Annotated in this window: 24 protein-coding genes and 1 pseudogene; 13 read left to right on the top strand and 12 right to left on the bottom strand. The window is 65.4% G+C overall.

Annotation, left to right across the window (positions count from 1 at the left end):
* The first annotated feature begins 158 nt into the window (after nt 1-158).
* The gene (locus tag MKK65_RS08065) at nt 159-977 is read left to right on the top strand and encodes a helix-turn-helix domain-containing protein (RefSeq protein ID WP_243956910.1); all 819 of its coding nucleotides are present in this window, start codon (nt 159-161) and stop codon (nt 975-977) included.
* Between the two features lie 51 nt (nt 978-1,028).
* Here MKK65_RS08065 and MKK65_RS08070 read toward each other — a convergent pair whose 3' ends face one another.
* Together MKK65_RS08070 and MKK65_RS08075 are read right to left on the bottom strand one after the other, a co-directional pair.
* Nucleotides 1,029-1,496: a BLUF domain-containing protein gene (locus MKK65_RS08070; RefSeq protein WP_243956912.1), complete on the bottom strand. Its 468-nt coding sequence runs from the start codon at nt 1,494-1,496 to the stop codon at nt 1,029-1,031.
* Entirely contained in the window at nt 1,493-3,850 is a 2,358-nt protein-coding gene (locus MKK65_RS08075; RefSeq protein ID WP_243956914.1) for an EAL domain-containing protein, read from the bottom strand. Before MKK65_RS08075 ends, MKK65_RS08070 begins: the two co-directional genes overlap by 4 nt.
* Nucleotides 3,851-4,499: 649 nt before the next feature.
* Here MKK65_RS08075 and MKK65_RS31350 point away from each other — a divergent pair.
* The 5 genes and pseudogenes from MKK65_RS31350 (at nt 4,500) to MKK65_RS08100 (ending at nt 8,863) form a co-directional block, all read left to right on the top strand.
* The gene (locus tag MKK65_RS31350; RefSeq protein ID WP_243956916.1) at nt 4,500-5,948 is read left to right on the top strand and encodes a sensor domain-containing diguanylate cyclase; all 1,449 of its coding nucleotides are present in this window, start codon (nt 4,500-4,502) and stop codon (nt 5,946-5,948) included.
* A 128-nt stretch (nt 5,949-6,076) separates the two neighbouring features.
* Nucleotides 6,077-7,213: an EAL domain-containing protein gene (locus tag MKK65_RS08085; protein WP_243956918.1), complete on the top strand. Its 1,137-nt coding sequence runs from the start codon at nt 6,077-6,079 to the stop codon at nt 7,211-7,213.
* A 254-nt stretch (nt 7,214-7,467) separates the two neighbouring features.
* Nucleotides 7,468-7,716 carry a DUF6894 family protein gene (locus MKK65_RS08090; RefSeq protein ID WP_243956919.1) on the top strand — a complete coding sequence of 83 codons (249 nt, stop codon included), beginning with the start codon at nt 7,468-7,470 and terminating at the stop codon, nt 7,714-7,716.
* A 77-nt stretch (nt 7,717-7,793) separates the two neighbouring features.
* Nucleotides 7,794-7,967 (top strand): annotated as a pseudogene (locus tag MKK65_RS08095) (DUF3597 family protein); the annotation flags it as partial.
* A gap of 320 nt (nt 7,968-8,287) precedes the next feature.
* Nucleotides 8,288-8,863 carry a DUF6894 family protein gene (locus tag MKK65_RS08100; protein WP_243956920.1) on the top strand — a complete coding sequence of 192 codons (576 nt, stop codon included), beginning with the start codon at nt 8,288-8,290 and terminating at the stop codon, nt 8,861-8,863.
* Between the two features lie 19 nt (nt 8,864-8,882).
* Here the strand turns inward: MKK65_RS08100 and MKK65_RS08105 are convergent, their stop codons facing one another.
* A complete protein-coding gene (locus MKK65_RS08105; RefSeq protein WP_243956921.1) occupies nt 8,883-9,308 on the bottom strand; it encodes a hypothetical protein in 426 nt (141 codons plus the stop codon).
* 209 nt (nt 9,309-9,517) lie between these two features.
* Here MKK65_RS08105 and MKK65_RS08110 point away from each other — a divergent pair, with 209 nt between their 5' ends.
* From MKK65_RS08110 to MKK65_RS08120, 3 genes are all read left to right on the top strand, one after another.
* Entirely contained in the window at nt 9,518-9,718 is a 201-nt protein-coding gene (locus MKK65_RS08110) for a hypothetical protein (RefSeq protein ID WP_243956922.1), read from the top strand.
* Nucleotides 9,719-9,926: 208 nt separating this feature from the next.
* On the top strand, nt 9,927-11,837 hold the full coding sequence (locus tag MKK65_RS08115; RefSeq protein WP_243956955.1) for a YadA-like family protein: 1,911 nt from the start codon (nt 9,927-9,929) through the stop codon (nt 11,835-11,837).
* A 149-nt stretch (nt 11,838-11,986) separates the two neighbouring features.
* Nucleotides 11,987-12,514: a hypothetical protein gene (locus MKK65_RS08120; protein ID WP_313902030.1), complete on the top strand. Its 528-nt coding sequence runs from the start codon at nt 11,987-11,989 to the stop codon at nt 12,512-12,514.
* 66 nt (nt 12,515-12,580) lie between these two features.
* Here the strand turns inward: MKK65_RS08120 and MKK65_RS08125 are convergent, their stop codons facing one another.
* The 9 genes from MKK65_RS08125 to MKK65_RS08165 form a co-directional block, all read right to left on the bottom strand.
* Entirely contained in the window at nt 12,581-13,738 is a 1,158-nt protein-coding gene (locus tag MKK65_RS08125) for a hypothetical protein (protein WP_243956923.1), read from the bottom strand.
* A gap of 343 nt (nt 13,739-14,081) precedes the next feature.
* Nucleotides 14,082-16,133, bottom strand: coding sequence for a hypothetical protein (locus MKK65_RS08130; RefSeq protein WP_243956924.1), 2,052 nt, complete (start codon nt 16,131-16,133; stop codon nt 14,082-14,084).
* The gene (locus MKK65_RS08135; protein WP_243956926.1) at nt 16,133-18,064 is read right to left on the bottom strand and encodes a hypothetical protein; all 1,932 of its coding nucleotides are present in this window, start codon (nt 18,062-18,064) and stop codon (nt 16,133-16,135) included. Before MKK65_RS08135 ends, MKK65_RS08130 begins: the two co-directional genes overlap by 1 nt.
* A 37-nt stretch (nt 18,065-18,101) precedes the next feature.
* A complete protein-coding gene (locus MKK65_RS08140; protein ID WP_243956928.1) occupies nt 18,102-18,386 on the bottom strand; it encodes a hypothetical protein in 285 nt (94 codons plus the stop codon).
* Nucleotides 18,387-18,397: 11 nt separating this feature from the next.
* The gene (locus MKK65_RS08145) at nt 18,398-20,251 is read right to left on the bottom strand and encodes a tail fiber domain-containing protein (RefSeq protein ID WP_243956931.1); all 1,854 of its coding nucleotides are present in this window, start codon (nt 20,249-20,251) and stop codon (nt 18,398-18,400) included.
* 2 nt (nt 20,252-20,253) lie between these two features.
* Nucleotides 20,254-20,703: a hypothetical protein gene (locus MKK65_RS08150; RefSeq protein ID WP_243956933.1), complete on the bottom strand. Its 450-nt coding sequence runs from the start codon at nt 20,701-20,703 to the stop codon at nt 20,254-20,256.
* A 13-nt stretch (nt 20,704-20,716) separates the two neighbouring features.
* Nucleotides 20,717-20,977 (bottom strand): hypothetical protein, encoded by a 261-nt coding sequence (locus MKK65_RS08155; protein WP_243956935.1) that lies wholly within the window; start codon nt 20,975-20,977, stop codon nt 20,717-20,719.
* Between the two features lie 2 nt (nt 20,978-20,979).
* Nucleotides 20,980-21,183, bottom strand: coding sequence for a hypothetical protein (locus MKK65_RS08160; protein WP_243956937.1), 204 nt, complete (start codon nt 21,181-21,183; stop codon nt 20,980-20,982).
* Nucleotides 21,184-21,290: 107 nt separating this feature from the next.
* The gene (locus MKK65_RS08165) at nt 21,291-21,854 is read right to left on the bottom strand and encodes a hypothetical protein (RefSeq protein WP_243956939.1); all 564 of its coding nucleotides are present in this window, start codon (nt 21,852-21,854) and stop codon (nt 21,291-21,293) included.
* Nucleotides 21,855-21,981: 127 nt separating this feature from the next.
* Between MKK65_RS08165 and MKK65_RS08170 the strand changes: the two genes are divergently transcribed.
* From MKK65_RS08170 to MKK65_RS08185, 4 genes are all read left to right on the top strand, one after another.
* Nucleotides 21,982-22,203, top strand: a complete 222-nt coding sequence (locus tag MKK65_RS08170; RefSeq protein WP_243956942.1) for a helix-turn-helix domain-containing protein — start codon at nt 21,982-21,984, stop codon at nt 22,201-22,203.
* 133 nt (nt 22,204-22,336) lie between these two features.
* Nucleotides 22,337-22,519 carry a hypothetical protein gene (locus tag MKK65_RS08175; protein ID WP_243956944.1) on the top strand — a complete coding sequence of 61 codons (183 nt, stop codon included), beginning with the start codon at nt 22,337-22,339 and terminating at the stop codon, nt 22,517-22,519.
* On the top strand, nt 22,519-22,746 hold the full coding sequence (locus tag MKK65_RS08180; protein ID WP_243956945.1) for a hypothetical protein: 228 nt from the start codon (nt 22,519-22,521) through the stop codon (nt 22,744-22,746). Before MKK65_RS08175 ends, MKK65_RS08180 begins: the two co-directional genes overlap by 1 nt.
* Nucleotides 22,743-23,214, top strand: a 472-nt coding sequence (locus MKK65_RS08185) for a hypothetical protein (protein WP_243956947.1), incomplete at its 3' end; no start/stop codon positions are given. The genes MKK65_RS08180 and MKK65_RS08185, both read left to right, overlap by 4 nt.

Consider the following 23,214-nt stretch of genomic DNA (forward strand, 5'->3'; position numbering starts at 1 on the left):
AAGGAAGAGGCTGCTGAAAATCCTGAGGCCTTGTGAGACCCGGCGTAGCTGCCCCTCACAAGCCATGAGACCCCCCGGGGTGTCAAGACGGAACCTGTTTCCGTCAACGGGAAGGCTTTGCCTGGACCCTAGCCGCGGCCCGTGAGGGACCGGGTTCGATGAACTATGCCGATGAGATCCGCCGACAGGCGGAGGAGGCTACGCGCGCCGCGTTGCCGGCCGTCACGGCTGCGCTCTGGCGCGCGTACAGCGACGGAAAGATTACGGAAGCCGAGGCTGAGTCGCTGTCTGGGCTGATCGAGGCACGCACGGACGCGCCCGCGGCTCGTCGGCTGCCGAGCGAGGCCCATACCGATCGGCATGCCTCCCAGGATCGCCAGAGCAGCCCCAGGAGGCCCGGCGTCGGCTCCCGGCCACGCACGGACGCTTCGATGGAGCGCCGCCGCCGTTGGGCCGCTTCTGGCCGCCTACCGCCCGCCATCGCCGCGCGCTTCACCCTAGCCGAGCAGGGCGTGCTCGCGCTCGTGGCTGCTGAAGTGGTCCGCCGGAAGGATTGCCGGTTGGCCGTTGGGCATTTGGCGGCGATCGTCGGTGTTGCCGAGACCACTGTGCGTAACGCCATCCGCGAGGCTCGGAAGCTGGGCCTGCTGACCGTCGAGGAGCGCCAGATCACGGGCTTCCGCAACGACACCAACATCGTGCGGATCGTCTCGCCAGAGTGGCTGGCCTGGCTGCGGCTGGCCAGGAAGGGGGTTGCTACCTGGCCTACCCCTGCACGAAGGGAGGGCCGTCATGACCCAGCATCCCAGGGGGGAGGGTGCAAATCCGCGCTGGGCACGCCTACTGAGGTTCTAGGTCTGGGAAAATCGAGGCCAGCGGATCCCTCAAAGGGCTGCCGACAAGCGGCTGGCGACCTCGACCAATCAGGCCATCCGAGAATTCGCGCGGGTGGTGGCGCGGGCCGAGCTATGCGGTGAGGGTCTGCGCCCGTTCGACAAGGCGGACGCAGAACAAACGCTCGAATTTTTTCAGGCTGCGAGGTTCTGAACCGGCTCGTCCGCGCATGGTCCAGTTCGAACCAGAGCAGCCATAAGCTTCATCGCGGCTGCTGCGGCGTCAGCGAGTTCGACCTCAACCCCGATGCGGTCCAGCAGCGCCCCGGCAACAACATCTGGCACGAGGTAGGTCATTGCGCCGTTGCCAAAGCCCGGCTCCAGCACCGGACCGCACTCGATCACCTCTAGGCCGGTATGGCGCAGGTCGCAGCAGATCCGATCGAAGATTGCCTCGACAGCTGCGGCCGATCCCTCCAGGGCCTGCACGAAGAACAGCCCAGTGAACATCAGCGTCCCCGTGACGCCGGCCTCGGCATTGCGGCGCTGTGAGGCGGCTACCACCGCGTCGATGGTTTGCTGCACCGCCTCAGCGCCACCGGCGATCGCGCTGCGGCTCCGATAGACCAAGCGGAACAGGTCGGCATTGTCCGGCGGTGTCATGCAGCCTCGCGCGCATCGACGAACGACAGGAACTCGCCGAGCGGCAGCGGGCGACTGACGTGGTAGCCCTGCACCTGGTCGCATCCTTCCCCAGTCGTGAAGGCGAACTGCTCTGCCGTCTCGACCCCCTCCACCGTGATAGACATCCCAAGGCACGTCCCCATGGTGATGATTGCCCGCACGATCGCGGCACTCTCCGGATCGGACGGAAGCTGGCGCACGAACGACTGGTCGATCTTGATCTTGTCGAACGGGAAGCTGCGCAGGTAGCTCAGCGACGAGTAACCGGTGCCGAAATCGTCCATCGAGATGCCGACGCCAGCCGCTCGTAGCTTGGTCAGCGTGGCTAACGTGCGCTCCTCATCCGCCAGCAGCACGCCCTCGGTGATCTCGAGTTCCAGGCGGTTCGCAGAAAGGCCGGATGCGGCCAGCGCGGCCTTGACCGTGTCCGCGAGCCGCACATCACGGAACTGCGCGGGCGAGAGATTGACGGCGACCCGGATGTGCACCGGCCATTGAGCGGCCTGGGCACAGGCCGTGCGCAGCACCCACTGGCCCAACGGCCCGATCAAACCGGTTTCCTCGGCAAGCGGGATGAATTCAGCGGGTGAGACCAGGCCACGGTCCGGATGACGCCAGCGCACCAGCGCCTCCGCGGCGTTGATACGGCCGGTGCGCGCGTCAACGAGCGGTTGGTAGTACAGCTCGAACTCCTGAACGACGATGGCGCGTCGCAGATCGGCCTCCAAACCACGGCGGGCCTGCATGCGTGCGTCCAGTGCAGGTTCGAACCTCCGGAACGTACCCTTGCCGTCCGCCTTGGCCTTGTAGAGCGCGAGGTCGGCGTTGCGCAGGAGCTGATCTGGATCGATGCCGTCCATCGGGGCGAACGCCGCACCCACGGACGCGCCGACGTTGACGAGCATGCCGTCGATCAGGAACGGCCGGCCCATCAACTCGATGATGCGAGTCGCCAGTGCGTCGGTGGCTTCAGGGCCGGCAACGTCGACCTGCAGGATCGCGAACTCGTCGCCGCCGAGGCGCGCGACGATGTCGTGCACGCCGAGTGCCGCCTTAAGGCGCTGGGCGGTCTTGCGCAGAAGCGTGTCGCCCAGGCCGTGACCAAGCGTGTCGTTCACCAACTTGAACCGGTCCAGGTCGAGCATGAGGATCGCGAAGGCGCGTCCGTGCTCGCGGTACGAGGCTGCGTGCAGCGCGACCAGATCTTGAAAATGAGCTCGGTTGGGTAGGCCGGTCAACGCGTCAGAGAAGGCCAGCAGGCGCATCCGGGACTCGGTCTGCAGGCGCTCCCGCTGGTCGCGGATGGCCAGCACAGTCTGCGGCTTGCCGCCCAGCCGGACATCGCTGCGCAGGACGCGCACTGGCACGCGCTGTCCGTCGGCACCAATCAGCTCCGCCTCGCGCTCCTCGCGCTCAGGCAGCGCGGTGACGTCGAGCCCGGGAAACAGCCCGAGCAGGTCGCGGCCGTTCAGCGCGCCGGCGTCTAGGCCCGAGAGACGTTCTAGGCTCCGGTTGGCGGTCGTGATCACCGTACCGTCGCAGACGGCCAGCCCTTCGACCGCGAGACTGGCCAACTCGCGCAGTCGTTCCTGGTCCCGCCGGACCTGCGCGCGGAAATTCAAGGTCAGGCGCAGGCCGACCAACCCCAGGGCCAGCAGGCCGAGGGATACGCTTGCCACCACGGGCGCCATCAGCTCCGGCGGGACCGCCCCGGACGGCAGCAGGCGAGCCGGATCGAAGGTGAGCGTCATCGCCGCCATTCCGCAGAAATGCAGGATGGCGATGGCGGCGATCAGAAGCGGCGCCCCAGCGCGTCGGAGGTCGCGGCGGCGCTCTCCCGTCACGACCATGGCGGTGCCGAATACGAGCAGGCTCGTGGGGATAGAAAGGGCCAGCAGTTGTGGATCCCACGCGACCGTGCCGGCGACGACATAGGAGGCTTCGCCGAGATAATGCAGCGCGGCGACGCTGGCGCCAAGGAGGAGGCCGATCAGGAAGCGATAGACGCGACTGCGCTGGCCGATCGCCAGGGCGACGCTGATCCCGATCCCCGCAATGGCCACCAGCAGCGACAAGGCGGTCAGATAGGGATCGAACCCCGCAGGCATGCCTGGACGAAAAGCCAGGAGGCCGATCATGTGGGTCGCCCAGGCGGTGCAGCCCGAGGCGATAATGCTAGCACACGCCCAAACCGCAGCCGCGCGGCCTTCGGAGCGCGCCGCATGAGTTGCGACGGAAAAAGAGCCGTAGACCCCGACGATGCAGACGCCTGCAGCGAGCAGGATCAGCGCATGATCGTGCGCCTGAGTGAGGCACGTATAAACTGATCGCATACCAAGCTCCGAGGCCTACAATCTAAGCTTGGTCAGTTAATGAAAGCTGCAAAGTCTAGTAGGCTGCAAAAGGCGCGGCTACCATTCAGCTGCATGGTCTATGAATTCGAACTGTTTCGAAAATAACATGGGTTGAAATACCGCTGGTCCTCGGCCAGCCGTTCTTGAGGGGCCCGCGACACCACACGGCGTGCGGCGGGCAAGCACGTGACGACAGGAGACCGTGGGCCAGTTCCCCGTGTCTCGCCCGTGAGGCCTTGGGCGGGCAGTCGCATGAGGGTCGGTGTGGCGGGGGAACTGGACACCGCAAGCGCCGGCTCACGGCCCTAAATCTAGACAGTTAGCTGTCAACTCTGATGTTGTCCGTGCCCGCGCCTGGCCGCGATGATGTCCACCGCCGGCACATCCTGCCAACACGCTCAGGGCAGGCAGCACCTATCGCCTCCCACCCTACAAATTGTCATGGTAAGGGTAAGCGATTGGCAATTGATTTCTGCCTTTCTGCGTTGGGATCTTTAAACCGCGTAGGCCTGAGGTGGTACACCTTAAGACCAGCCCGCCAGGGCGCTTTTACCACTTGTGGCTCGGACGATCCTTAGCCAGGTGGCTGGTCCTTGCCAACTTTCTCACCGTCGCCGGTCTGATCAGCGTGGCCGCGTTTCTGCTCTGGCAGATGCGCACGGACGCTGAGCATCGTAGCCAGCTGACCGCCAACAGCCTCGTTCAGGTGCTCGGTCGCGATATTGCCCGCAACGTCGAACTCTATGATCTGTCCCTACAAGCAGTTGTCGACAGCTTTGGCCGAACCGACGTCGCACAGGCGTCACCCGAGTTGCGCCAGCTGATCCTGTTCGATCGGGCTGCGTCAGCACCAGGCTTCGCTTTCCTGCTGCTCCTCGACGCGAGAGGCGTCATCATCTCCGGCTCGAACGACTTGGTGCCAAAGGGTCTTGATCGTTCCGATACCGAGTACTTCCGTCACTTCGCTGCCCATTCTGACGACGACGGTCTGCACATCAGCCCTCCTGCTATCTCGAGGGTAAGCGGCCAGCAGATGGTCATGCTCTCCCGCCGCCTTTCGAACCCTGACGGTTCGTTCGCCGGCGTCGTAGTCGGAGGCATCAAGACGGACTACCTGCGCAGCCTGTTCACCTCGGTCGATGCCGAGCATGCCGGAACCGTGACGCTCTATGGACCAGAGGGCATCGTCCTGATGCGCGAGCCGTTCGATCGGAGCGCAATCGGCATGAGCGTAGCCGATTTGCCGAGCTATCGGCGCATGATCGCAATGCGGGAAGGTAGCTTCGTCGGACCCGCGATGTTCGGGGAAGGGCAGCGCCGACTCACCTTCGCGCGGCTTGGCACGGAGCCCCTAACCCTCAGTATCGCCGTGGAACCATCCACGATCTATGCCGAGTGGTGGCATCGAGCCCTCGGCCTCGGCATGGTACTGCTCAGCCTCTGCGGCGTCACGGCTGGGCTGACTTGGCTGCTGCGCCGGGAACTGGTTCGACGCGAGCAGGCCGAGACCAAACTGCTCGCCGCCAACGCACGCCTTGCAGCACAGGCAGCTACCGATGCCCTGACCGGCCTCGGTAATCGGCGGCGCTTCGACGAGACGGTTGCGCAGGAATGGGACCGCGCAGTGCGGGGCCACCGGCCGCTGTCGCTGATCCTGATCGACGCAGATTGCTTCAAGGGCTTCAACGACACCTATGGCCATCAGCGCGGTGACGAGGCGCTTCGCCTGATTGCGGGGTCGATCCGGGCGGCAGCAAACCGTGCCAGCGACATGACCTGCCGCATTGGCGGCGAGGAATTCGCTGTCATCCTGCCTGAGATTGACTTAGCGGGCGCTGAGATCGTGGCCGAGCGGATCCGGACAGCGGTTATGGGCTGGGCTATGCCTCACGCAGCGGGGCCACACGCGGTGCTCACAGTGAGCTGCGGCGTGGCCAGCGTTCCTGAAATCCTGGTGCCCAACGCGGCCGCGCTTGTCGCGAAGTCAGACGAAGCACTGTACGTGGCCAAGGAAGGAGGCCGAAACCAGGTTCGCACCGCCAGCATGATCGCCCGTTCTCTACGACTGGTGAGCTGAACTCGGTACGTGCCCTTTGGCGTCACCACTTCCAATATGTATTAACACCTTTGCAACGTAACGTAGATTAATTCACAACCCTGCGTCGTGGCCGACCCATGCTCGGTCAAGCTCCACCGGGAACGCCGATGAGCCTGCCGCCGACCAAGGTCCGCAAGCCTGGCATTAGAGCCAATTCCAGCGTTTCTGGATTGCTGACAGACGCGCAGGTGCAGGCCGTATTTCAGCCGATCGAGAACCTCCAGACAGGCGAGATCGTCGGGCTCGAAGCCCTGGCCCGCCTTGCTCTCGGCGATCAGCTCTTGAGCCCAGCCTCCTTTCTGCCGGGTCTATCGCTGACCGATCGCACTGCGCTGTTTCGTGAAATGCTCAGGCAGGCCATCGCCCTACAGGGAGCGCTCCCGTGCTCTGGTAGCGAGAGATACGTCGCCGTGAACGTCGAGGTGCCACTCGTGCTCTCGGACGGCTTCCTCCACCTGGTGCACAGCGTCCTCGATCAATATGGCCCCGTAGGCGAGGGCGCGATCGTTCTTGAGCTGCTCGAAGGTCATGCCACGACCGATTGCGCGCGGATGTCCAAGCGTCTGCATGCGATCCGTGCGCTCGGCATCCGTGTCGCCCTCGATGACATCGGCAGCGCCTACTCCTCGTTGATCAACCTGCGCGACTTGCCGGTCGATATCATGAAGCTCGACCAGTCATTCGCGCGCGGCCTCGGAGATCGGCCCAGAGACCTGCACTTTGCGCTCAGCTTGCAGAGCCTGGCGCGCAGCATCGGCAAACGGCTTGTAGTCGAGGGCGTCGAAACGGTCGAGATCCGCGACGCTCTGCGCGTGCTTGGGGTTGATCTTGGCCAGGGGTACGGGATCGCGCGGCCGATGCCGGGGGAGGCTGTCGCCGCTTGGTTGGCTGGACGCCCGGAGATCGGGGACTTCGACAAGACACCGACCTCGCTGCTGGGGGCCTATGCTGGCCATCTGCGCGTGGTGGAAGCGTGTCGGACGTTGATGGGGCAGCCCTTGCCGATAGCGTGGGAGGAGGCATCGAAGGACCCGCATGCCTGTAGCATCGGGGTGTTCTTCGACCGTCAGGGCCTACATGAGACTGTCTTCGGTCGCGCGCATAAGCGCTTCCACGAGGTTATGGCGCTCTACGAGGCCGATCCGAGAGGTTGGCACAACGGAGCTGAGGATTTCCGGCAGGAGCTGGAGCGGGCGCTCAAGGACCCTTCCCTGCGGTTCCGGTGTGAAGCCGTAGCCGCTTGAGCGGCAGCATAGCCCTGAAGCAGGTAACGCCGCACTGAATTAGCAGTTGACCCTCTGCCCTAGGTACTTCCTCGTTACACTTACCAGTGGCTGACAGGAGCGCATGGTCACCCGGCAAATCCGCTCCGAGAGATCAGGGCTTATGCCTTGCGCTATGCGCCTTAGTCGGGCGCTGCAACGCTTGGGCTTGATGAACCTTGAATACACACGGCAGAGTAGTGCAGGCAGATAGGTTCAGCATCACAGGAGAGCGGATGCCACGCTACTTTTTCGACGTCCTGCACGTTGGCGATGACGTGACGCGCGACCACAGTGGGATCGATCTCCCCGATCTTGAGGCGGCAACGATCGAGGCCTTGGAGGTCTGGAAGCGCATCCTCAGGGAGCGCGCCGCAGGTGCTGAAGACCCGTTTCATTGGCAGGTGGCCATCTTGGATGAGAATGGGACGGCCTTGGCTAAAGTCCCCTACCCATCCGAGCTCGCGAACGAAGCAGCACACTGAGGCGAATTTCTCGGCTCCACCCGCACCTTCAGTGCGTGTGGTGTGATACCTCTGCTCCTACCGTAGCCGCTACCGTACCGTTGCTTGACCTCGACAGCAGCCTCACTGCTCGCAAGCAGCCCGCAGACGAGTTGCATTACACTGGCGACAAGGACGACTCGGCTACGATGAACGTATGGCTGCATAAGCAGGGGGTGCAGAAACTCGCAAAGAACGGTGGCAAGATCCCCGCCGACATGCAGCACGCGTGAGGCGGCTGTCATCGGGCGTCTTCTTTATAGGAGGCACCGATGACTCGGTACGTGGTCCGAGGGGTTCGCGACACTGCAGAGTGCGCAGCGGGCAAGCACGTCATGAAAGCCGACCGTAGGCCAGTCCCCTGCGTCTTGCTCGTGAAGCCTCGGCCGGACAGTCGCATCAGAGTCGGCGCGGTGCGGCGGGACTGGAGACCACAAGCGCCAGCTCACGACCAGGATCTATGGCCGGACCGGTAGGGTTGTCCATTTTGATTGCCCTTCGCGGCAATTGTGCCGTCCTCCAGGCGCCCCGGCACGCGCCTAAGGGAGATCTGATGCCGCTGTTCCGCTTCCACCTACGCTCACCAGCAGGCCTAGAACGCGATGATGAGGGGCTGGAGTTCCCGGACTTGGAGACTGCCTATCTAGAGGCTTGCCGCGCAATACCGGGAATGGCCATGGATTTCGTGCGTTCAGGACTGAACCCCATGCCCTACGCCTTCGAGATCGCCGACGTGGCGGATCAAAAGCTAATTGAGATCCCCTTTTCAGAACGGCTCAAGGATGGACGGCGACCGCGCCGACCGAGGCGCCCGAGACGCCCCGCCCCCACGGCTTTGCCGCGCGAGCGCCGATCAAAGGCCGGCGAGGTGTATCATCTTCGGTGTTCGTACCGTTTCTCCGACGCCCGGCAGGGACTGGTGGCCGACACGCGTGAAGTGAAAGCTCGCGACGCGAACTCCGCCATCGTGGTGGCGCGGAAAATCTGCCTGGACCTGCCCAGTATGCAACTGGCATCGGCGTTCCTGATCTCGCAGGAAGGCGCGATCGTGTGGTCGAAGCAGGTACCCTTCGAACCGGTCTACTGGGCTGAAGCGACCCGGGGTATTCCGCGCTTCGCCCAGGTATGAGCGCATTCACAAACAACCCTCAGGCGTATGGGCCGCCGAACAGGTCACCGAGCGCCTTCCGCCGGAACAGCGTGCGCCAGCGTCGCCTCTGATGCTCCGGCCGGTCGTGGATCATGTGGCATCGCTGGCAGAAGGCCGCGAGGTTAGCGTCCGCGTTGTTGGCCGTATCGTGATCCCGATGCGCGGCCGCTAGGACGACATGGGTCCGGCGAGCGCGGCCGAGGATGTCAGTACCCGATCTGACCCAGATCCGGCGTCCCCATCCATCGCGCCAGCGGCCGGCCTCTGCGTCCCACCAGCGGCCATCGCCGAGGTGATAGACCATCTGCCCGTGCGGTCGCCCGCAGCTCTCGCAGCGACCCTGCGCCCTGCCGAAGCGGATCGCCATCGATAGCTCGCGCCAGTCGATCGGGTAGAAGAAGCGGTGCTCGGGCCGGATCGGCATGATGGCGGCACTCTGCCATCGGTCCGGGCGAAAGCGTAGCGGTTGGACGTCCTGTCGACGCGCTCTTGCTCGCGAGCCTTTCTGAAGGACGCATGCAATCCTGCTGTGGACCAACCCACCTGCAGAGATCCCGAACTCCCATCCTTTCCAACGCGGTAACCATGGCGGTCCTACCAGCCGCGTCCCTGAGGTAGTGGGTGGGTGCCGGCATGGGTGACGACGTAGCAGCGATCCTGCTGACCCTGGCGGCTGAGAACGCCGACCTGCGCAAGCAACTGGCCGCCTCCCAGGACATGCTGGTCGAGACCGCGATCGACGCCGGCAACATGCACGCCCTGGTCGAGGCCATGCGGACCGAGCGGGACGCGTGGCGGGAGGAGGCTGAAAGGCGAAATATCCAAGCTGCCTGATTGTGGTGCTTCGACTCGCACACGCCAATCGTTTCGCGGTTCTGTCTGCCGATTGCTGACGTCATCGGACTCGCCGCTACCGCATGCTGTGTGGCCGAGGTGTGACAGGACGCAATTTCTACCTAGGTGAGATCAGCTTGGCATTTATTTGCTGGGGATAATCCGATAGGCAAAAAAGAAATGTCATAGTTTGCGAAATGTGAAGACGATGATGTGCCTGTCGAACGCAAGCTTGCGGTCTTTGACTGTAAATCTCCTCGCCGGAACAACATCTTTATTTTTCGTTAACGCGGTGTTTGTACGTGCGGTTTCCGCAGCCCCTATCGAGTATGTTCGGGTCTGTGACAATGCTGGTGTAGGCTCTAGCTTTGCCCCTGGCTTTTATTATATTCCTGGGACGGACAAATGTGCTTACAGCAATAATCTGCCTTACACCTATCAGACTCCTGACGGTCAATTCTCTACCCAGCCAGGCACTGGGGCCGCAGCTTATGGCACGGATGCTTTCTCGAATGGCACGAACAGTGTCGCGATAGGGGATCATGCATTCTCAGGCGGGGATCCGTTCAGCGCTAGTCCCGGTGCCAGCAATGGTATCGACGATCAGACGCCGAACAGCGCCTTCTCGAACGCCAACACCACGGCGATTGGTCAGGGCTCTCGTGCAGGTGCGACGGCGGCCGGACAGAACAACGCGACTGCCATTGGCCAAGGCGCGCTCGCGAACGCCCTGAACACGACCGCGATCGGGCAGGGCGCGACCGCAGCCGGGGCACGCAGCGTGGTCGTTGGGCAAGGTGCAACGGACAATGCCGTAAGCAACTCGGTTGTCCTCGGACAAGGGGCCAGCATCGCGACTACCGCCACAGGAGCCAACGTCGCGCTCGGTCAAGGTTCCGTAGCAAATCGAGGAGCCAGCGCGAACTATGTCGGCTTTGGCTTGCCTACGGTGCAGTCGTCCGTAGGCGAGGTTGCCATTGGGACAGCGGTCGGTAATCGCCAGCTCACTGGCGTGGCCGCTGGAAGCAGCGCGACCGACGCTGTCAATGTCAGCCAATTGCAAGCTGTCGGAAGCAACATCGCAATTGCGCTTGGTGGTGGTGCAAATCTCAATGCAGTCACCGGCGCTTTTACTGCGCCGAGCTACAACGTACAGGGCGGCACGTATAACAACGTCGGCAGCGCAATTGGTGCGCTCGACGTGGCTACCACGGCCAATACGCAGAATATCACGAGCCTTCAGAACGGTACTTCTGGCCCTTTCCGCGCCAACAACACTAGCGGCTATTCAGCTGCACAGGCGACTGGTGCGGACGCGATCTCGGGTGGCTTCGGTAGCGTCGCGTCCGGTACGGCCAGCACAGCAATCGGCACGGGTGCGCAAGCCACACAAGCTGGTGCAGTCGCCATCGGTGCTTTTGCTCAGGCGAGTGCTGATCCGACTACGGCGGTGGGCTTCGCCGCGGCGGCCACCGGCAATGAAGCCTCAGCATTCGGCGCCTTCGCGACAGCGTCCGGCACCAACAGCACCGCACTTGGTCGTTCGGCGAACGCTGCGGGACCGAACAGCGTGGCGGTCGGCTTTGGCGCGTCCGCGACCCAGGCCAATAGCGTCGCTATCGGTACCGGTGTGGCGACGACGCGGGCCAACCAGGTCGCGATCGGCACGGCGAGCCAGACCTACACCCTAGCGGGCCTGACCTCTGCTCAGAGCCTAGCCGCACAGTCCGGGTCGACGGGCTTCGTCACGACGGATGCGGCCGGTAATCTCGCTGCATCGAACTATGGACCGAGCAGCATCGCAGCCCTGGACGGACGTGTCGGCAACCTTGAGAACAGCGTAGCCGGGCTTCAGCTCGCCACAGCGCGCCTACAACGGCAGGTGCGCGACGCGTTCTCCGGTACGGCTGTCGCTCTTTCGCTTACGGGCGCGGTTCTGCCGGAAGGCAAGACGTATGCTGTGTCGGGCGGCTTTGGGACGTATCACGGCTCGACGGCGGTCGGCTTCACCGGCATCGTGCGCCTGAGCGACAACGTGTTCGCCTCCGGCGGTGTCGGGTTCGGCACGAGCGGTCGGAGCAACGTCGGTGGTCGCGGTAGTTTGATGTACGCATGGTAATGACGTTGTGCCGTTGGAGCTCGATTGCCGGAGCGATACTCGCTTTGGCAGCGAGCCCAGTGCTGGCTCAGCCGAAGCCGCCGGTTGAGACCACGAAGCCTGCTGGCCCCCAACCCGCTCAAATCGATCGGAACGGTGTTCTAATCCTCGTGCGCTCAGCGCTGCTAGCGCTGAACCAGGCCAACGAGACCGGCAATTACACCGTTTTGCGCGACCTCTCGGCGCCAGGATTTCGCGACCTCAACACAGCCGCGCGTCTGGGAGAGATTTTTGCCAGCCAGCGCGCACAGAAGCTCGATCTCTCCGGCGTGGCGGTGATCGACCCGCAACTCACGCTGCTACCGCAAATCGAGACGAACGGTCTCCTGCACATGGCGGGGTTCTTCCCGTCCATTCCATCGCAGGTAAATTTCGAACTTCTCTTTGCTCCGGTAGACGGCCGTTGGCGCTTGTTTGGCGTTTCTGTGAGTGTTGGGTCGTCGACGCCGGCAGCTCCAGTGCCAGCACCAGCCGCGCAGCAACCGCCGACACCTCCCCCCGTGAAGCCAGAGGCGGCCAAAACTCCTCCGCGGCCCGCCGCTCACGCCGCGCCACGTCGGACCGGAACGCCGCCAGAGAAGGCTGCAGCACCTGAAAATCAACTTGTTCCGCCCGCCGGCAGCGCGGCTCAGGACTGAGAAGCAGAAAGCGGCCGCCCGTGCGCTCGCTATGTTGGATTGCATACTCGGGCAGCACAGCCAAACCTACGATCCGCGAACCTGGCCACGCACTCCAGCACCATGCAGCATCCCATAGAACTTGCCCGGGTCGAACATGGCCCGAGCCTGCTGCAGCGAGATTGGTCGGGTGCCAACATCCGGCGCCCCGGGCATGCCACCTCCAGCCTTCTGCCCCTGCTTCTGCTGGCCGCCGGCGATGCTCTTCAGGGCGTTGCCGATCTGCGCGTAGGGGTTGGTCTCCTGCTGCTGCACGGCAAGGTCGGTCGAGAACCCGGTCGGCGGGGGGGCAACCGCAAGCGGCTGGGCCGACAGCGAGGCGACGCCAGGCGCCGAAGAGGCCTGACCTGGCACGGCGGCACCCTGACCGACGACACCACCGAGCCCGAAGCCGCCTTGCTGCGCCGTCGAGCCCATCGAACCACCGCGAGGAGCTGATACTCCCGGCAGGGTCTGACCACTCGCGAAGCTGTTGGCGTAGGCCTGCGTGGTCGCCAGCCGCGCCGCGTTCTCGCCGCCGGGTCGGTTGTAGCCCGCGAACTTCCAGGCGTCGGCCATCAGCCGATTGGCTTCCTGCGGGCTCTGAGCGCTCTGCAGGGCTGAGATCAGCGCGGGGTTCTCCGCGAGGGTGAATTTGGCCTGCGCCACCACTGGATCGGGCGCCCCAGCCGTGAAATCCTTCATGGCCTTGAGCCGATCGGCGCGCCACGACAGGATCCCACCGGACTGGCCCGCCTGGCCGCTTTCGCTTGGGTCCGACCATGACCCGGTGATGTTGCTCGGCGAATACCGGCTCTCGTGCTGGGCGTAGGCCGCCACCGCCCCAAGGCCGTTCGGATTGGTCAGGCCGCCGCTCTGCAACGTGCTGATGAACCGGCCGCGGATGTCGCCCGGGTCCGGCGTCGCCGCCTCGGCGCTGTTAGGGCCGAGCATCGACAGAAGCCCGGCACCGGCCGCTTGGGCGCCTGGCTGAACCACGGGCGTCGGCACCCCGGTCGGCGGGGTCTGTGGCGCGTAGCCGGTGAAGCCCGGCGGGGTGGCCGCAAGGACGTCCTGGGGGGGCGCAGCCGGCGCCTGGGCCTGGGCGAGCTGCTGCTGTTGCAGAAACTGCTGCAGGGTGGGGCTCAGCGGGTTCTGATCATCGCCTCCCGCGAAGGAGGGCAGGGAGCCGAAGCCAATTGTCATGCAGAATGCCCCATGGCTGCGAAATCCGCCCCACTGGCGGGCGCTGCGGGAATACGGGTGGCGTCGTGCGGTTTCAGGCCGGCGCCAGCCCGGGGCCAAATCTGCCGAGGCTGGTGGCTATCGACAGAATGGCGGGTCGGGGCCATCTTCATGGGATGCGCCGCTGGGCTGAACCGCTGACCGTCCTTATCGTCTTCGCCGTCGTGATGACGGTGATCGGGTGGGCCGTGAACGCGGCTGTGCCGAATGTCGACGCGTGGCTTGTTGACCACATTGGGAAGGCCGGCGCGTGGGTCGCACTCATCGTCGTCTGGCTCGCGGCCGGGGCCTACGCCTGGATCGGTCATCGTCCGAAAGCCGGTAGAGCCGCCGGGAAATAGGGCCGGGCTCGGTCCGCCTGAGACATGAGCGCCGCCTGCGTCCCGCGCGACGCGAGATCTCCGAGCGCCGTCGCCTGCTGCTGAGTGCGCCCGCGAGCCTCCAAAGCCGCGAGCAGCATGTCGAGCCGCTCCCCTTGGGTCATAGTCACGGCGTCCGCGAGCTGCCGGTTGCGAGCGATGTCCGAAGCCTGACCGGCAGCGTTGATCCCGGCCTTACCGGCGCGCGCGACCTGGGCGAGGGCATAGCCTTTCGGCCCACCCATCAGGCCGGCCATGGTGCCACCGAGGTCGTCACCCAGCGCGGTTCGAGGTGCGATGGCGTCGGCTGCCCGTGTGCGCTGGGCCGTCTGCGACCCCTCGACGATACGGCGGTTCGCGTCCGCGAAGGCCCGTTCCCGAGCGACCGCATCGACGACACGCTGGGTCGGCGCCTCCCCGTGCAGCATGCCCATCTTGGCGGTGTTGAACCCGCCCTCGCCCTGCAAGGTGCTCGACAGAGCCGTGAGGTCGTTGGCGTTCGTGCCGAGGATCCGGCCGATGTCGGCACGGTTGCCGCGAGCCATGGCTGCCCGCTCGGCTGGCGACATGGCCGCGAGCTGCGCCTGCAGATCCTGCGGGAACAGGGCGCTCGGCCCCGAGCGCATCACCTCGTTGTATCCAGCCTCGGCCGCGTCAGCCTGACGGGCGAACTGCGCCGAGGCGTCGTTGGCCGCGCCATAGCCTGGCACCTGGTCGCGTAGGTGCTGGTTCAACTGCCCGCGCACGTCCCGGACGGCGCTCTGCTGGCGCTGGAGCGAGCCCGGCTGGATCCCGATCTCCGGCGCGCCGTAGTTGATCAGATTGTCGAGCTCCTGCTTCACGCCGTGCAGCCGCTGCGGGTTGCTCTCTATCGTCACCCACCCGCTGTCTGGATCGGTGTACGCCAAGAGACCACGAGCACGCTGCAGGGCGGCCGCCTCGCCGCCGACGGCCGTCTGCAGGCGCTGGTCGATCGACGACAGCACCGGGCGGATGTCGATTGGGTTCGAGGCGTTGCGCACGGCGTCGCCGATCGCGGTGTTGGGTACGCTGCGCAGCGCTTTGACCTGGGCGTCCAACTCCCGCGGGCTGCTGGCCGGGCCGAGGGCGCCGTCCACATCGGCGGCAAGGCGGGCCGTGGTGCCTGCGTCGCGGGCGCGGATCGGATCCACGATCTGCTGCATGGTCTCAGGCCGGGCCGCCAAGCCCTGGGCTCGGCCCTGGAAGGACGGCGAGGCGTCGAGCAGCATGGCGGGCGTGCCGAGCTGCGCCATCCGATCCCGCACCGCCTGCGTGCCGCCAGAAGCCGCCGCATCCTCGCCGAGCATGCGGGTGGCGGCAGAGCCGAACCCACTCTCCGGTGCGCGGAGGCCGCCGACCATGTCGTAGAACCGACGGATGCCTGCGCCGACGACGGAACCCGCGACAGGAGCGGCGACGCCAAAAGCAGCGCCGGTCTGGGCGCCTTGGCGAACCGCATCCAGATCACCGCCGCTCCGAACGGCAGAGTCCGCTGCGCCCACTCCGGCACCCGTGAACATTGAGGCGGCCATCCGAGCCGGCAACGCAGCCGTGCCTGCACCGAATGCTGCAGGCGCCGCCGCGATGGCGGGCGCGGTGGCGATAACACCACCGGCGATCTCGCCGCCGGTCGTGGCGTAGGGGTGCGCCTCAGCGGTGCCCTGGCTGAAGCCCTGGACGTTCTTGAGCTCGTCCGAAAATTTGGTGTCGTTCTGCAGCGAGCGGACGCCCGCTGCCGCGCGCTCCAGACCGGACAAGGCGTAGGGGCCGACCACGGGGATGCCGTTGATGAGACCCCGCCCGACAGCGGCCGAGGCGTCGCCGGGCAGGCCAGCCGCGGGCGCATCCTTCGTGGTTGCAGCCGGCGGGTTCGAGGCCGCACCGATGTTCTGATAGGCCTTGTAGGCCAAGCCTTCGTCGGGTGCGTCGATCTCGTACTCGGCGCCGTCAGGGCCAGAGAGACTGAACGTGGGCATCAGCGAACCCTCTTGATGGAAATGCCCTGGAACTGGTGCGTGCCGCCGACATCCAGGCTCGGGATGGCGCTGGAGTTCGGCAGGCGCGTGCCAGGGTCGGCCAGCGGGTTCGGTGTGCTCTGCCCGTATTTGTAGACTTCGGGCGTCTCGACCTTGAAGAAGCCAGTCCGGGCTGCCGCCTCGGGGGCGATCTTGGCGTACTTGTCGAGCGCCGCGTTGTGCCGGTCGATGGCGTCACGGGCCAACTGCTCCTGAGCGTCCACGATTTGGCGCAGAGCCTGCTCCGTCTTCGACCGATCACCACCCGCGATCGTCTTGCCGAGCTGCAGGTCCATGTTGGTCGTGTGCCCCGCCTGAGACACGGCCTTTGCCAACTCGGCCTGCTTCTGAGTGGAGGCGGCATCGAAGCTGTAGGAGGCGTTCAACTGGCTCGGGTCGATACCGAGAAGCTGCGCCCCGATGGCCTGGGCCTGGGTCCGCCAGTCAGCGCCAGAGCCGGCGATCACGCCCTTGTCGAGGGCTTCCTTCTGTCGGCTGATCGCCGCGAGCGTGCCGACCGCGCCCTGCGCCTTCTGGTAGCCACCGGTGATGTTGTCGCCGATGAGCTTGTCCAAGCCCTCGTTGGCCTTCTTGTCGGGATGGCCAGGGATAATCGTCCGCGTGGTCGCGTCGCCACCCGCATCGCCACCAGCAGCCCCGGCATCTTTGCCGGGGAACAAGTTGCTCTTGTTGACCGCGATCGTGCCGCCCTGGCCGTCGGGGACCATGACGATATCGTCCTTGGCGTGGGCGTCCTTCACACCGGCCAAAGCCTCGGCCTCTGCGACCTTGTCTGTGAGCTGCGGGCCACCCAGCCGCGCTCCGCGCGCCGAAGCGGCCGCCTCATCCTGAAGCTGCTGCGGCGACTTTTGGGCCATCTGCTGCTGCACAGCGGACAGGATCGCGGGGTTGAGAACCGCAGCCTCAACCTGATCCGCAGGCAGACCCCGGCCGGCGAGATACTTTCGCGTCGCCTGCAGGCCCTGCTGCTGCTGGATGAAGCGAATTTGCTCGAGCTGGTTCTTAAGCGATCCAGCCTGGCTGCTGTCGTAGTGCTGCATCGCAGCCCCGACCGCCGGGCCAATGCCACGCTGTGTCAGCAAGCCGATGCTGAGAGAGCGCAGGAAGTTAGATCCGTCCGGGCTGTTCATGCCGCTGATAAAGCGTTCCATGAAACCAGGCTGTGCGCCAGCACCACCTGCCTGACTGGTCGATGCCGCGGCGCCGACGGGCGAGACGGCACCCTGCGGCGCCCCGAACGGACGCGACTGGCCCGAGACCGGCTGGCCCGTGAGCGGGTCGAAGGCGCCCGCGAGAGGAGTCCCGCCAGTAGGCTCCGCGGCACGATCAGCCGGCGTAGCGGGCAGGTGCTGGTTCGGCAGCGGCCCAGGGACCGCCTTCGACGAGGCGACCTGCTGCGCTTGCGGCATGCCGGGGTTCGTGCCCGACACTGAGCCCGTCGCGGTCGGGGACGGCGGCGCGGACAGTAGGTCGGCATCGCTCGGTCGACCGGGCGGTAGCGGCGTCGGCCGGGCACCAGAGGGGTCGGCCGAGCCCGCGAACGGGTTAGCGCCACCACCCATGCTGGCGCGGTCGTACAGAAGCTGGTCAGGCGATCCAGGCACGGGGCCGAGCGCAGCGCGATCCTGCGTCGACGCCATCGCCCGTTCCATCCTCTGTGCATCCGCTTCGGACATGGCCGTTGGAATGCTCCGGCCCGAGGCCCCGCCCGTAACTTGCGGGTCGACCTGGCCGAGCAGACTGGTCGGCGCGGCCGGCGGCGCGCTGGCAGGTTGCCCCTGTCCCTGCAGGGCCGCCATCACTGCGGCTTGCTGATCAGGGGTCAAATCGGCGAATGCGGGGAGCCCCCCGAAGCTGAGACCAGCGCTCACGGGCGAACCTTTCGAGTCGGAGGAGAGGTGCGGGCGGTCATGCCGACCCCGCAGAGGAAAGGGCGGCACCGAGGCACGCCAGTCGCGCTCCAGCAGGCGCTTGAAGCTGCTCGTAGGCCTGCACGAGGCCGCACAGGTCTTCTGACGTACCGTTGCCGGTCTCCAGAATTCCGGCGATCTGCGCGCTCACTGCTGCGATGGCCCGAAAGCTCGCGGCGGTGTCTGCGCAGCAAGTCCCGATCCGGGCCTGCAGCGGTGTCTGCGGCCCTAGCTCGGGCGCCGTGGTGTCCGGCACGATCTCAGGTGCGTCGAGGTGATCCATCACGTCCTCCCTCAAGCCGCCGCGCGGCGCTTGCCGCCGGCTTGGTGCTTCGGGCGTTCGCGCCGGATCGGCTCCGGCTCCTGCGGGATCATCGACTGCATCGCGTGCACGAGCAGACCAGCCGGGGCGCCACCCGAGCGGGCGCTGGCGGGATCCAGAGCCGCCATGATGGCTTGGCCCAGGCCGGTCGCAGTCTCGACCGCATGCGGGCCAGAGGCGCCGCGGATCACCATCGTCAGGCCAGGCTCAGGGCCGCCGGCAGGGGGCGCAGCCGGAGCCGAGGATCCGCCGCCGCCCTTCTTGGCCGCGTCCTCTGTCGCCTTGGCGTAGTCGACGCCCAGAAGGTCGCCGAGACCGATCGGGCCGACGGCGCCAGGCTTGCGGTCTGCCACCTCTTGAGCGAGCAGACCGATCTGGGTCCGGGGCTCGTCGCCGTAGCGGTAGGCGTAGACCTTCTGGCCGTCGTGCAGTTCGCCGACCTCGCGGACGTCGGTCTTCATCCGCTCGTCGCTACCAAACAAGCTGCCGATGCCGCCCAGCAGCTTGCCGCCGAGGGTCGCGTTGTTCGTACCTGTGCCGAGAGACAAGAGCCCGGTCCCAAGGCCCAGGATCGACTGCAGCGGGCTCACACCGCTCGTCTTGGTCTGCTGCGTGCCCTGCGAGACCGTCGTGCCGCCCTGGCTGCCGATCGCCAGCGGATAGGAGGCGTACTGACCCAGAGCCTGCCACGGCACCTGTTGGGTCTCCTGGAAGTACTGCTGGGCCGCGTCGAGCCCAGCCTGGTTCTGCTGCTGCTGTAGGCCACCGACTTGAAGCAGGTTGCTCGCCGGGGTGTACCGCAGCGCATCGACGGACGGCAGGAGGCCGGCGGCCTGCAGAGCTTGGGTCTGGCCCTGCTGACCGGCGCCGATAAACCCGTTGGCCTTCGTCACACCGAGGTTGCTGTTGAACTGGTCGCCTCCGAGCACCTGCCCCAGCACGCCGGCCTGAGCGGCCTGCTGCGCCTGACTGAGGCCGGCACCCGCGAGGCGCTGGCTGTTGTTCGTCGACTGCACGCCCGAGATCGCGTTGGTGATCCCAAGCCCGGCGCTTGATGCGGCCTGGCGGGCGCTGTCGATCATGGTGTTGGCGGATAGCTGGTTGGCCCGCTCCTGGTTGTATTGGTTCGCGTACAGGGCGGTGTTCGTGTCGTTGACGGCCTTCGTCGTGGCTCCCGCGAAGTTGCCCGAGCCGTACCGGCCAGACGCCGCGTAAGACTCCTTGACGGCGTTGGCGGCATTCCGGCTCGAGGTATCGACCAGCGCCTGGACGTAAGGGTTGGTCGTTGGGTCGAGGTACTGACCGCTTGCCACGCCGGACAGGTTCTTCTCGGCCGCGGACATCTGCTGCGACTTGTCGAACAGGCCCTGCAACTGCGGGATCGTCGTCAGGTCGCGCGACCCAGACATGAAGTCGTTGGCGGTCCGATTAATCGGGTTCGAGGCGCTACCGATCTGGTCCGCGAGCGCCGAGAGGCGTGCCGTGCTGGCCTCGGGGACAGCCGCCAGCATGCCGAGGCCCTGTTGGGTCGTCGCAGAGATCCCGTTGGAGCCCAGGATGCCCTGCAGGTAGCTGGTGCCGAGCGCCCCGGCGTTGTCCGAGGCGGCCTGGTCCCGGGTGCTCTGGATCCCGGCCGACTGGTCGTTGCTGAAGTCCGCAACCCGCTGGCCACCGTAGATCTGCGAGCCGATGCCCGCGTTGTAGAGCATCCGCGCATCCGTCAGCGACTGCTGCAGGCCCGGGATCGCGGGATCCCACGGGGTCTTCGTCGCAACCTGTGTCGAATTCTGCGTGGAGCTCTGTCCGCCGCCCAATCCACCCGGCATTTTCAGAGTTCCTTCACGAGCGAGACGAGGAGGCGGGCGCGGTAGCCCGGGAACACGCGCTCCCAGCCGCGCCGGCCGCACAGGCGCACTGAGGCCGCGCCGACATGGCGGGCCCAGGCTTCGAATTCGGGGATGACGTGCTGCCAGAGGGCCAAGGCTCGGCCGCCCGCAGCGCGCAACTCGCAGGCCAGCGACCCGTCAGCCTGACGCGGGAAGTGGACGACGGCGGCGGCTGGGATGGTCGAGGGCTGGGTGCTGCCGTCCACGATGACGACGAGGGCGCTCGTGCCGGCGGCGCAGTCGAGGAACAGCGACTCCGGGGACATGTCGCCCACCGACCGCTCGCACGCCCGGCGCAGATGCCCCTCGGCCTGGGGCCATAGCGTCGCGACGTGCTCGGTCGGCACGGGGACGAGGGCAATGCCGGTCAGGCGCGGGGTCGGGGCGTTCATCGTCGCGCTCCCCTCACGCAGCGCTCGGCGGGGCGCCCGTGGCCTTCAGGAAGGTCACGGCGCGCCCGCAAGCGGCGAGTTGGGTATTCAGGATGTCGATCTGCGCGAACACGTCCGCAGGCGGCGCTTCGGCATCGAGAAGGTCGACGATGTCGCCGAGCGTCCCGTGCGTGATCCGCGCGGCTGCCCGCAGCGCTGCCCAGGTCTCAGGGATCGAGATGGCGGTCGGCGCAGGCGGCAGGTTGCGCGGCTGCAGGCGGTGGAGCTCACCCATGCTCAGGCAGCCACCGGCAAGGCGGCAGCCGGCGTGACCGGCGGGGGCGGCTGCGGAGGGTCCTCCGGCGCAATGATCGAAGCGACGGCTCGACGCACGAGCGCCGAAGCCGTGGTGCCCTCGCGGCGCGCAACGCCATGCAGGGCCGCGTGCAGGTTCCGGTCGGTCCGGACGATCAGAATGGTGTCGAGGTTGAGCGGTCGCACAGGCGCCTCCCTTTCCATGATTGGAAAGTAGAGGATCGCTGATCAGTGTATATACAGTGTTGGATTAATTTTTATGATTTCATTCCATCTAGTGGTACCCTGTTATACTAACTGGTTGAGTCATTGTGTCGCATAACTTGAGTGACTATGTCTTCTTCCTGACCTGTAGCCATCTTTGCCCAGACATCCGCAAGGGTCTGAGATTTTTTGATATTTTGTAGATCTTGTTCAGTGCAGGTTTCCAATTCTTCGACGTCTAGTTCCGGGGCGTAGTGATCTAGTAAAATCATGGCGCCGGCACGAATTCCCGCCCTGGTTGGCAAACTTTCTGACCAATTCTGAGATCCGATTTTCTCGCCATTTTTTGTTTTTAAATCTTGAACTGATGCAATGTTGGCCATTAAAGAAGTCGCAAAATTACGTGCCATCTCTCCATTATCAATAAAAACACTACATAAGTCGTCCAATCGACGAACAACACGATCCATTTCAAATGATCGCTCAACCCGCAGCTCAACTTCCTCCGTCACAGATCGCCCCGACTGAGCCGCCGCTTGCTCCAACCGCTCGCGGAAGTCTGCGCGCGTGCGGAATGTAAGCGTCCCGACCTTCGGACCGGAAACAGACTTCGGCGGCCGACCTCGACGCTTCGGCTGATCGTCGTCGCTCATGGCACTCAATCCCCTCTGGTGCACTCGATTTATATGTAGTGCGGAAAATGTGCAATAGGGGGTGACAAGGGGCATCCAGAGGTGTTACGAATTTCGTCCAGTTACCGCACGACGAAATGAGGCGCTGATGGCCGACGACATCATGAGGGTGCTGACAGAACCGACGGTGGACGTGGAGTTGGCAGGCCGCGTCCTCGGCATCAGCCGAAAGACCGCGTACCGCGCCCGTGAGACTGGAGAGATCCCGTCGATCAAAATCGGGCGCCAATATCGCGTCCCGACCGCGAAGCTCCGCGAAATGCTCGGCTTGCCGCCGCACTCGCTCACGCCTCAGCCCATCGCTGCCTAACGAAAACGCCGGCCCCGAAAACCAGGACCGGCGTCAGATCGTATAATCAGCGCTTCGACACCGCTGTATCTATGCGATTTGGTGACCAGCGCCAAGGGTTTTCGGACCGGCTCCCTACTCACAGGAGCCTATCGTGAAATCCAAGACCAAGACCCAATCCCTCGCCGTCATCGCGACTGAGCCCGTCCCCGATACCACGGCGGTTCAGGCCGCCATCGAGCGCCGCTTGGCCGGCCGGCTCCGCGTGTCGGACCAGGTTGCCGCCGTTTTCGCCAGTCTCGCCGGTATCGGCCCGCAGATGCGCGAGGCCCGGTGATGGCCGCTCACACCCCCACCCGCGCCTGGACTGGCGAACCGCTCGTGCAGGATGCGGTCGCCGAATACGCCAAGCTCGCCGCGTCCTACTCCATCGCGGCCAGTAACCTCGCGGATGCCGGCGATACGGTCGGCATGGTGCGAGCCCTCGGGAGCGCTGGCCGGGCTCTCCTAGCCGCTCAGGAAGCCATCGCCACCCTGCGCCCTGCTGATGGGGGCGGCCGATGAGCACCATGAGCCTGTCCCGCCGGCAGCGCCGGCAGATGAAGCGGCTCGGCGAGGAGGCCGACCGGGCCGTTGAAGGCGACCGCCGCTACTTCGATCGCTGGCCGCATCGCACGTACCGCATCCGTCTCATCTCAAGCGCCGAGCGCAAGCAGCTTGAGATTTTCCAAGGCCATCCGATCAGGCCGACGCCCGATCAAGCTGTCTTCACGGTGATGAAGCAGCTCGCCCCAGGCGTGCGGATGCGAGCAACAGTGATCGGCCCGCACGAGAGCATCGGCGAGGAACTGACCGACGCCGAGGTGTGCCGCATCTACGAAGGATACGCCGACTGGTCAGCCCCCATTGAAGTGGTCCGCCCTTTGGTATGGCTTTTGAGCCTGGAGGACGGACGAGATGGCAAAGCACCCGAAGCCCGAGGAGATCGTCGCGAAGCTACGTCAGGCGGACGTTCTGATTTCACAGGGCCAG

The sequence above is a fragment of the Methylobacterium sp. J-001 genome, from assembly GCF_022829565.1.
GTDB lineage: Bacteria > Pseudomonadota > Alphaproteobacteria > Rhizobiales > Beijerinckiaceae > Methylobacterium.

Excerpts from the sequence above, each read along its gene's own strand:
- MKK65_RS08075 (WP_243956914.1), bottom strand. The coding sequence starts at position 3,850 with ATGCGATCAGTTTATACGTGCCTCACTCAGGCGCACGATCATGCGCTG.
- MKK65_RS08100 (WP_243956920.1), top strand. The coding sequence starts at position 8,288 with ATGCCGCTGTTCCGCTTCCACCTACGCTCACCAGCAGGCCTAGAACGC.
- MKK65_RS08155 (WP_243956935.1), bottom strand. The coding sequence starts at position 20,977 with ATGGGTGAGCTCCACCGCCTGCAGCCGCGCAACCTGCCGCCTGCGCCG.
- MKK65_RS08070 (WP_243956912.1), bottom strand. The coding sequence starts at position 1,496 with ATGACACCGCCGGACAATGCCGACCTGTTCCGCTTGGTCTATCGGAGC.
- MKK65_RS08105 (WP_243956921.1), bottom strand. The coding sequence starts at position 9,308 with ATGCCGATCCGGCCCGAGCACCGCTTCTTCTACCCGATCGACTGGCGC.
- MKK65_RS08150 (WP_243956933.1), bottom strand. The coding sequence starts at position 20,703 with ATGAACGCCCCGACCCCGCGCCTGACCGGCATTGCCCTCGTCCCCGTG.
- MKK65_RS08125 (WP_243956923.1), bottom strand. The coding sequence starts at position 13,738 with ATGACAATTGGCTTCGGCTCCCTGCCCTCCTTCGCGGGAGGCGATGAT.
- MKK65_RS08110 (WP_243956922.1), top strand. The coding sequence starts at position 9,518 with ATGGGTGACGACGTAGCAGCGATCCTGCTGACCCTGGCGGCTGAGAAC.
- MKK65_RS08130 (WP_243956924.1), bottom strand. The coding sequence starts at position 16,133 with ATGCCCACGTTCAGTCTCTCTGGCCCTGACGGCGCCGAGTACGAGATC.
- MKK65_RS08180 (WP_243956945.1), top strand. The coding sequence starts at position 22,519 with ATGGCCGCTCACACCCCCACCCGCGCCTGGACTGGCGAACCGCTCGTG.
- MKK65_RS08115 (WP_243956955.1), top strand. The coding sequence starts at position 9,927 with ATGATGTGCCTGTCGAACGCAAGCTTGCGGTCTTTGACTGTAAATCTC.
- MKK65_RS08170 (WP_243956942.1), top strand. The coding sequence starts at position 21,982 with ATGGCCGACGACATCATGAGGGTGCTGACAGAACCGACGGTGGACGTG.
- MKK65_RS08145 (WP_243956931.1), bottom strand. The coding sequence starts at position 20,251 with ATGCCGGGTGGATTGGGCGGCGGACAGAGCTCCACGCAGAATTCGACA.
- MKK65_RS08165 (WP_243956939.1), bottom strand. The coding sequence starts at position 21,854 with ATGAGCGACGACGATCAGCCGAAGCGTCGAGGTCGGCCGCCGAAGTCT.
- MKK65_RS08140 (WP_243956928.1), bottom strand. The coding sequence starts at position 18,386 with ATGGATCACCTCGACGCACCTGAGATCGTGCCGGACACCACGGCGCCC.
- MKK65_RS08065 (WP_243956910.1), top strand. The coding sequence starts at position 159 with ATGAACTATGCCGATGAGATCCGCCGACAGGCGGAGGAGGCTACGCGC.
- MKK65_RS08085 (WP_243956918.1), top strand. The coding sequence starts at position 6,077 with ATGAGCCTGCCGCCGACCAAGGTCCGCAAGCCTGGCATTAGAGCCAAT.
- MKK65_RS08090 (WP_243956919.1), top strand. The coding sequence starts at position 7,468 with ATGCCACGCTACTTTTTCGACGTCCTGCACGTTGGCGATGACGTGACG.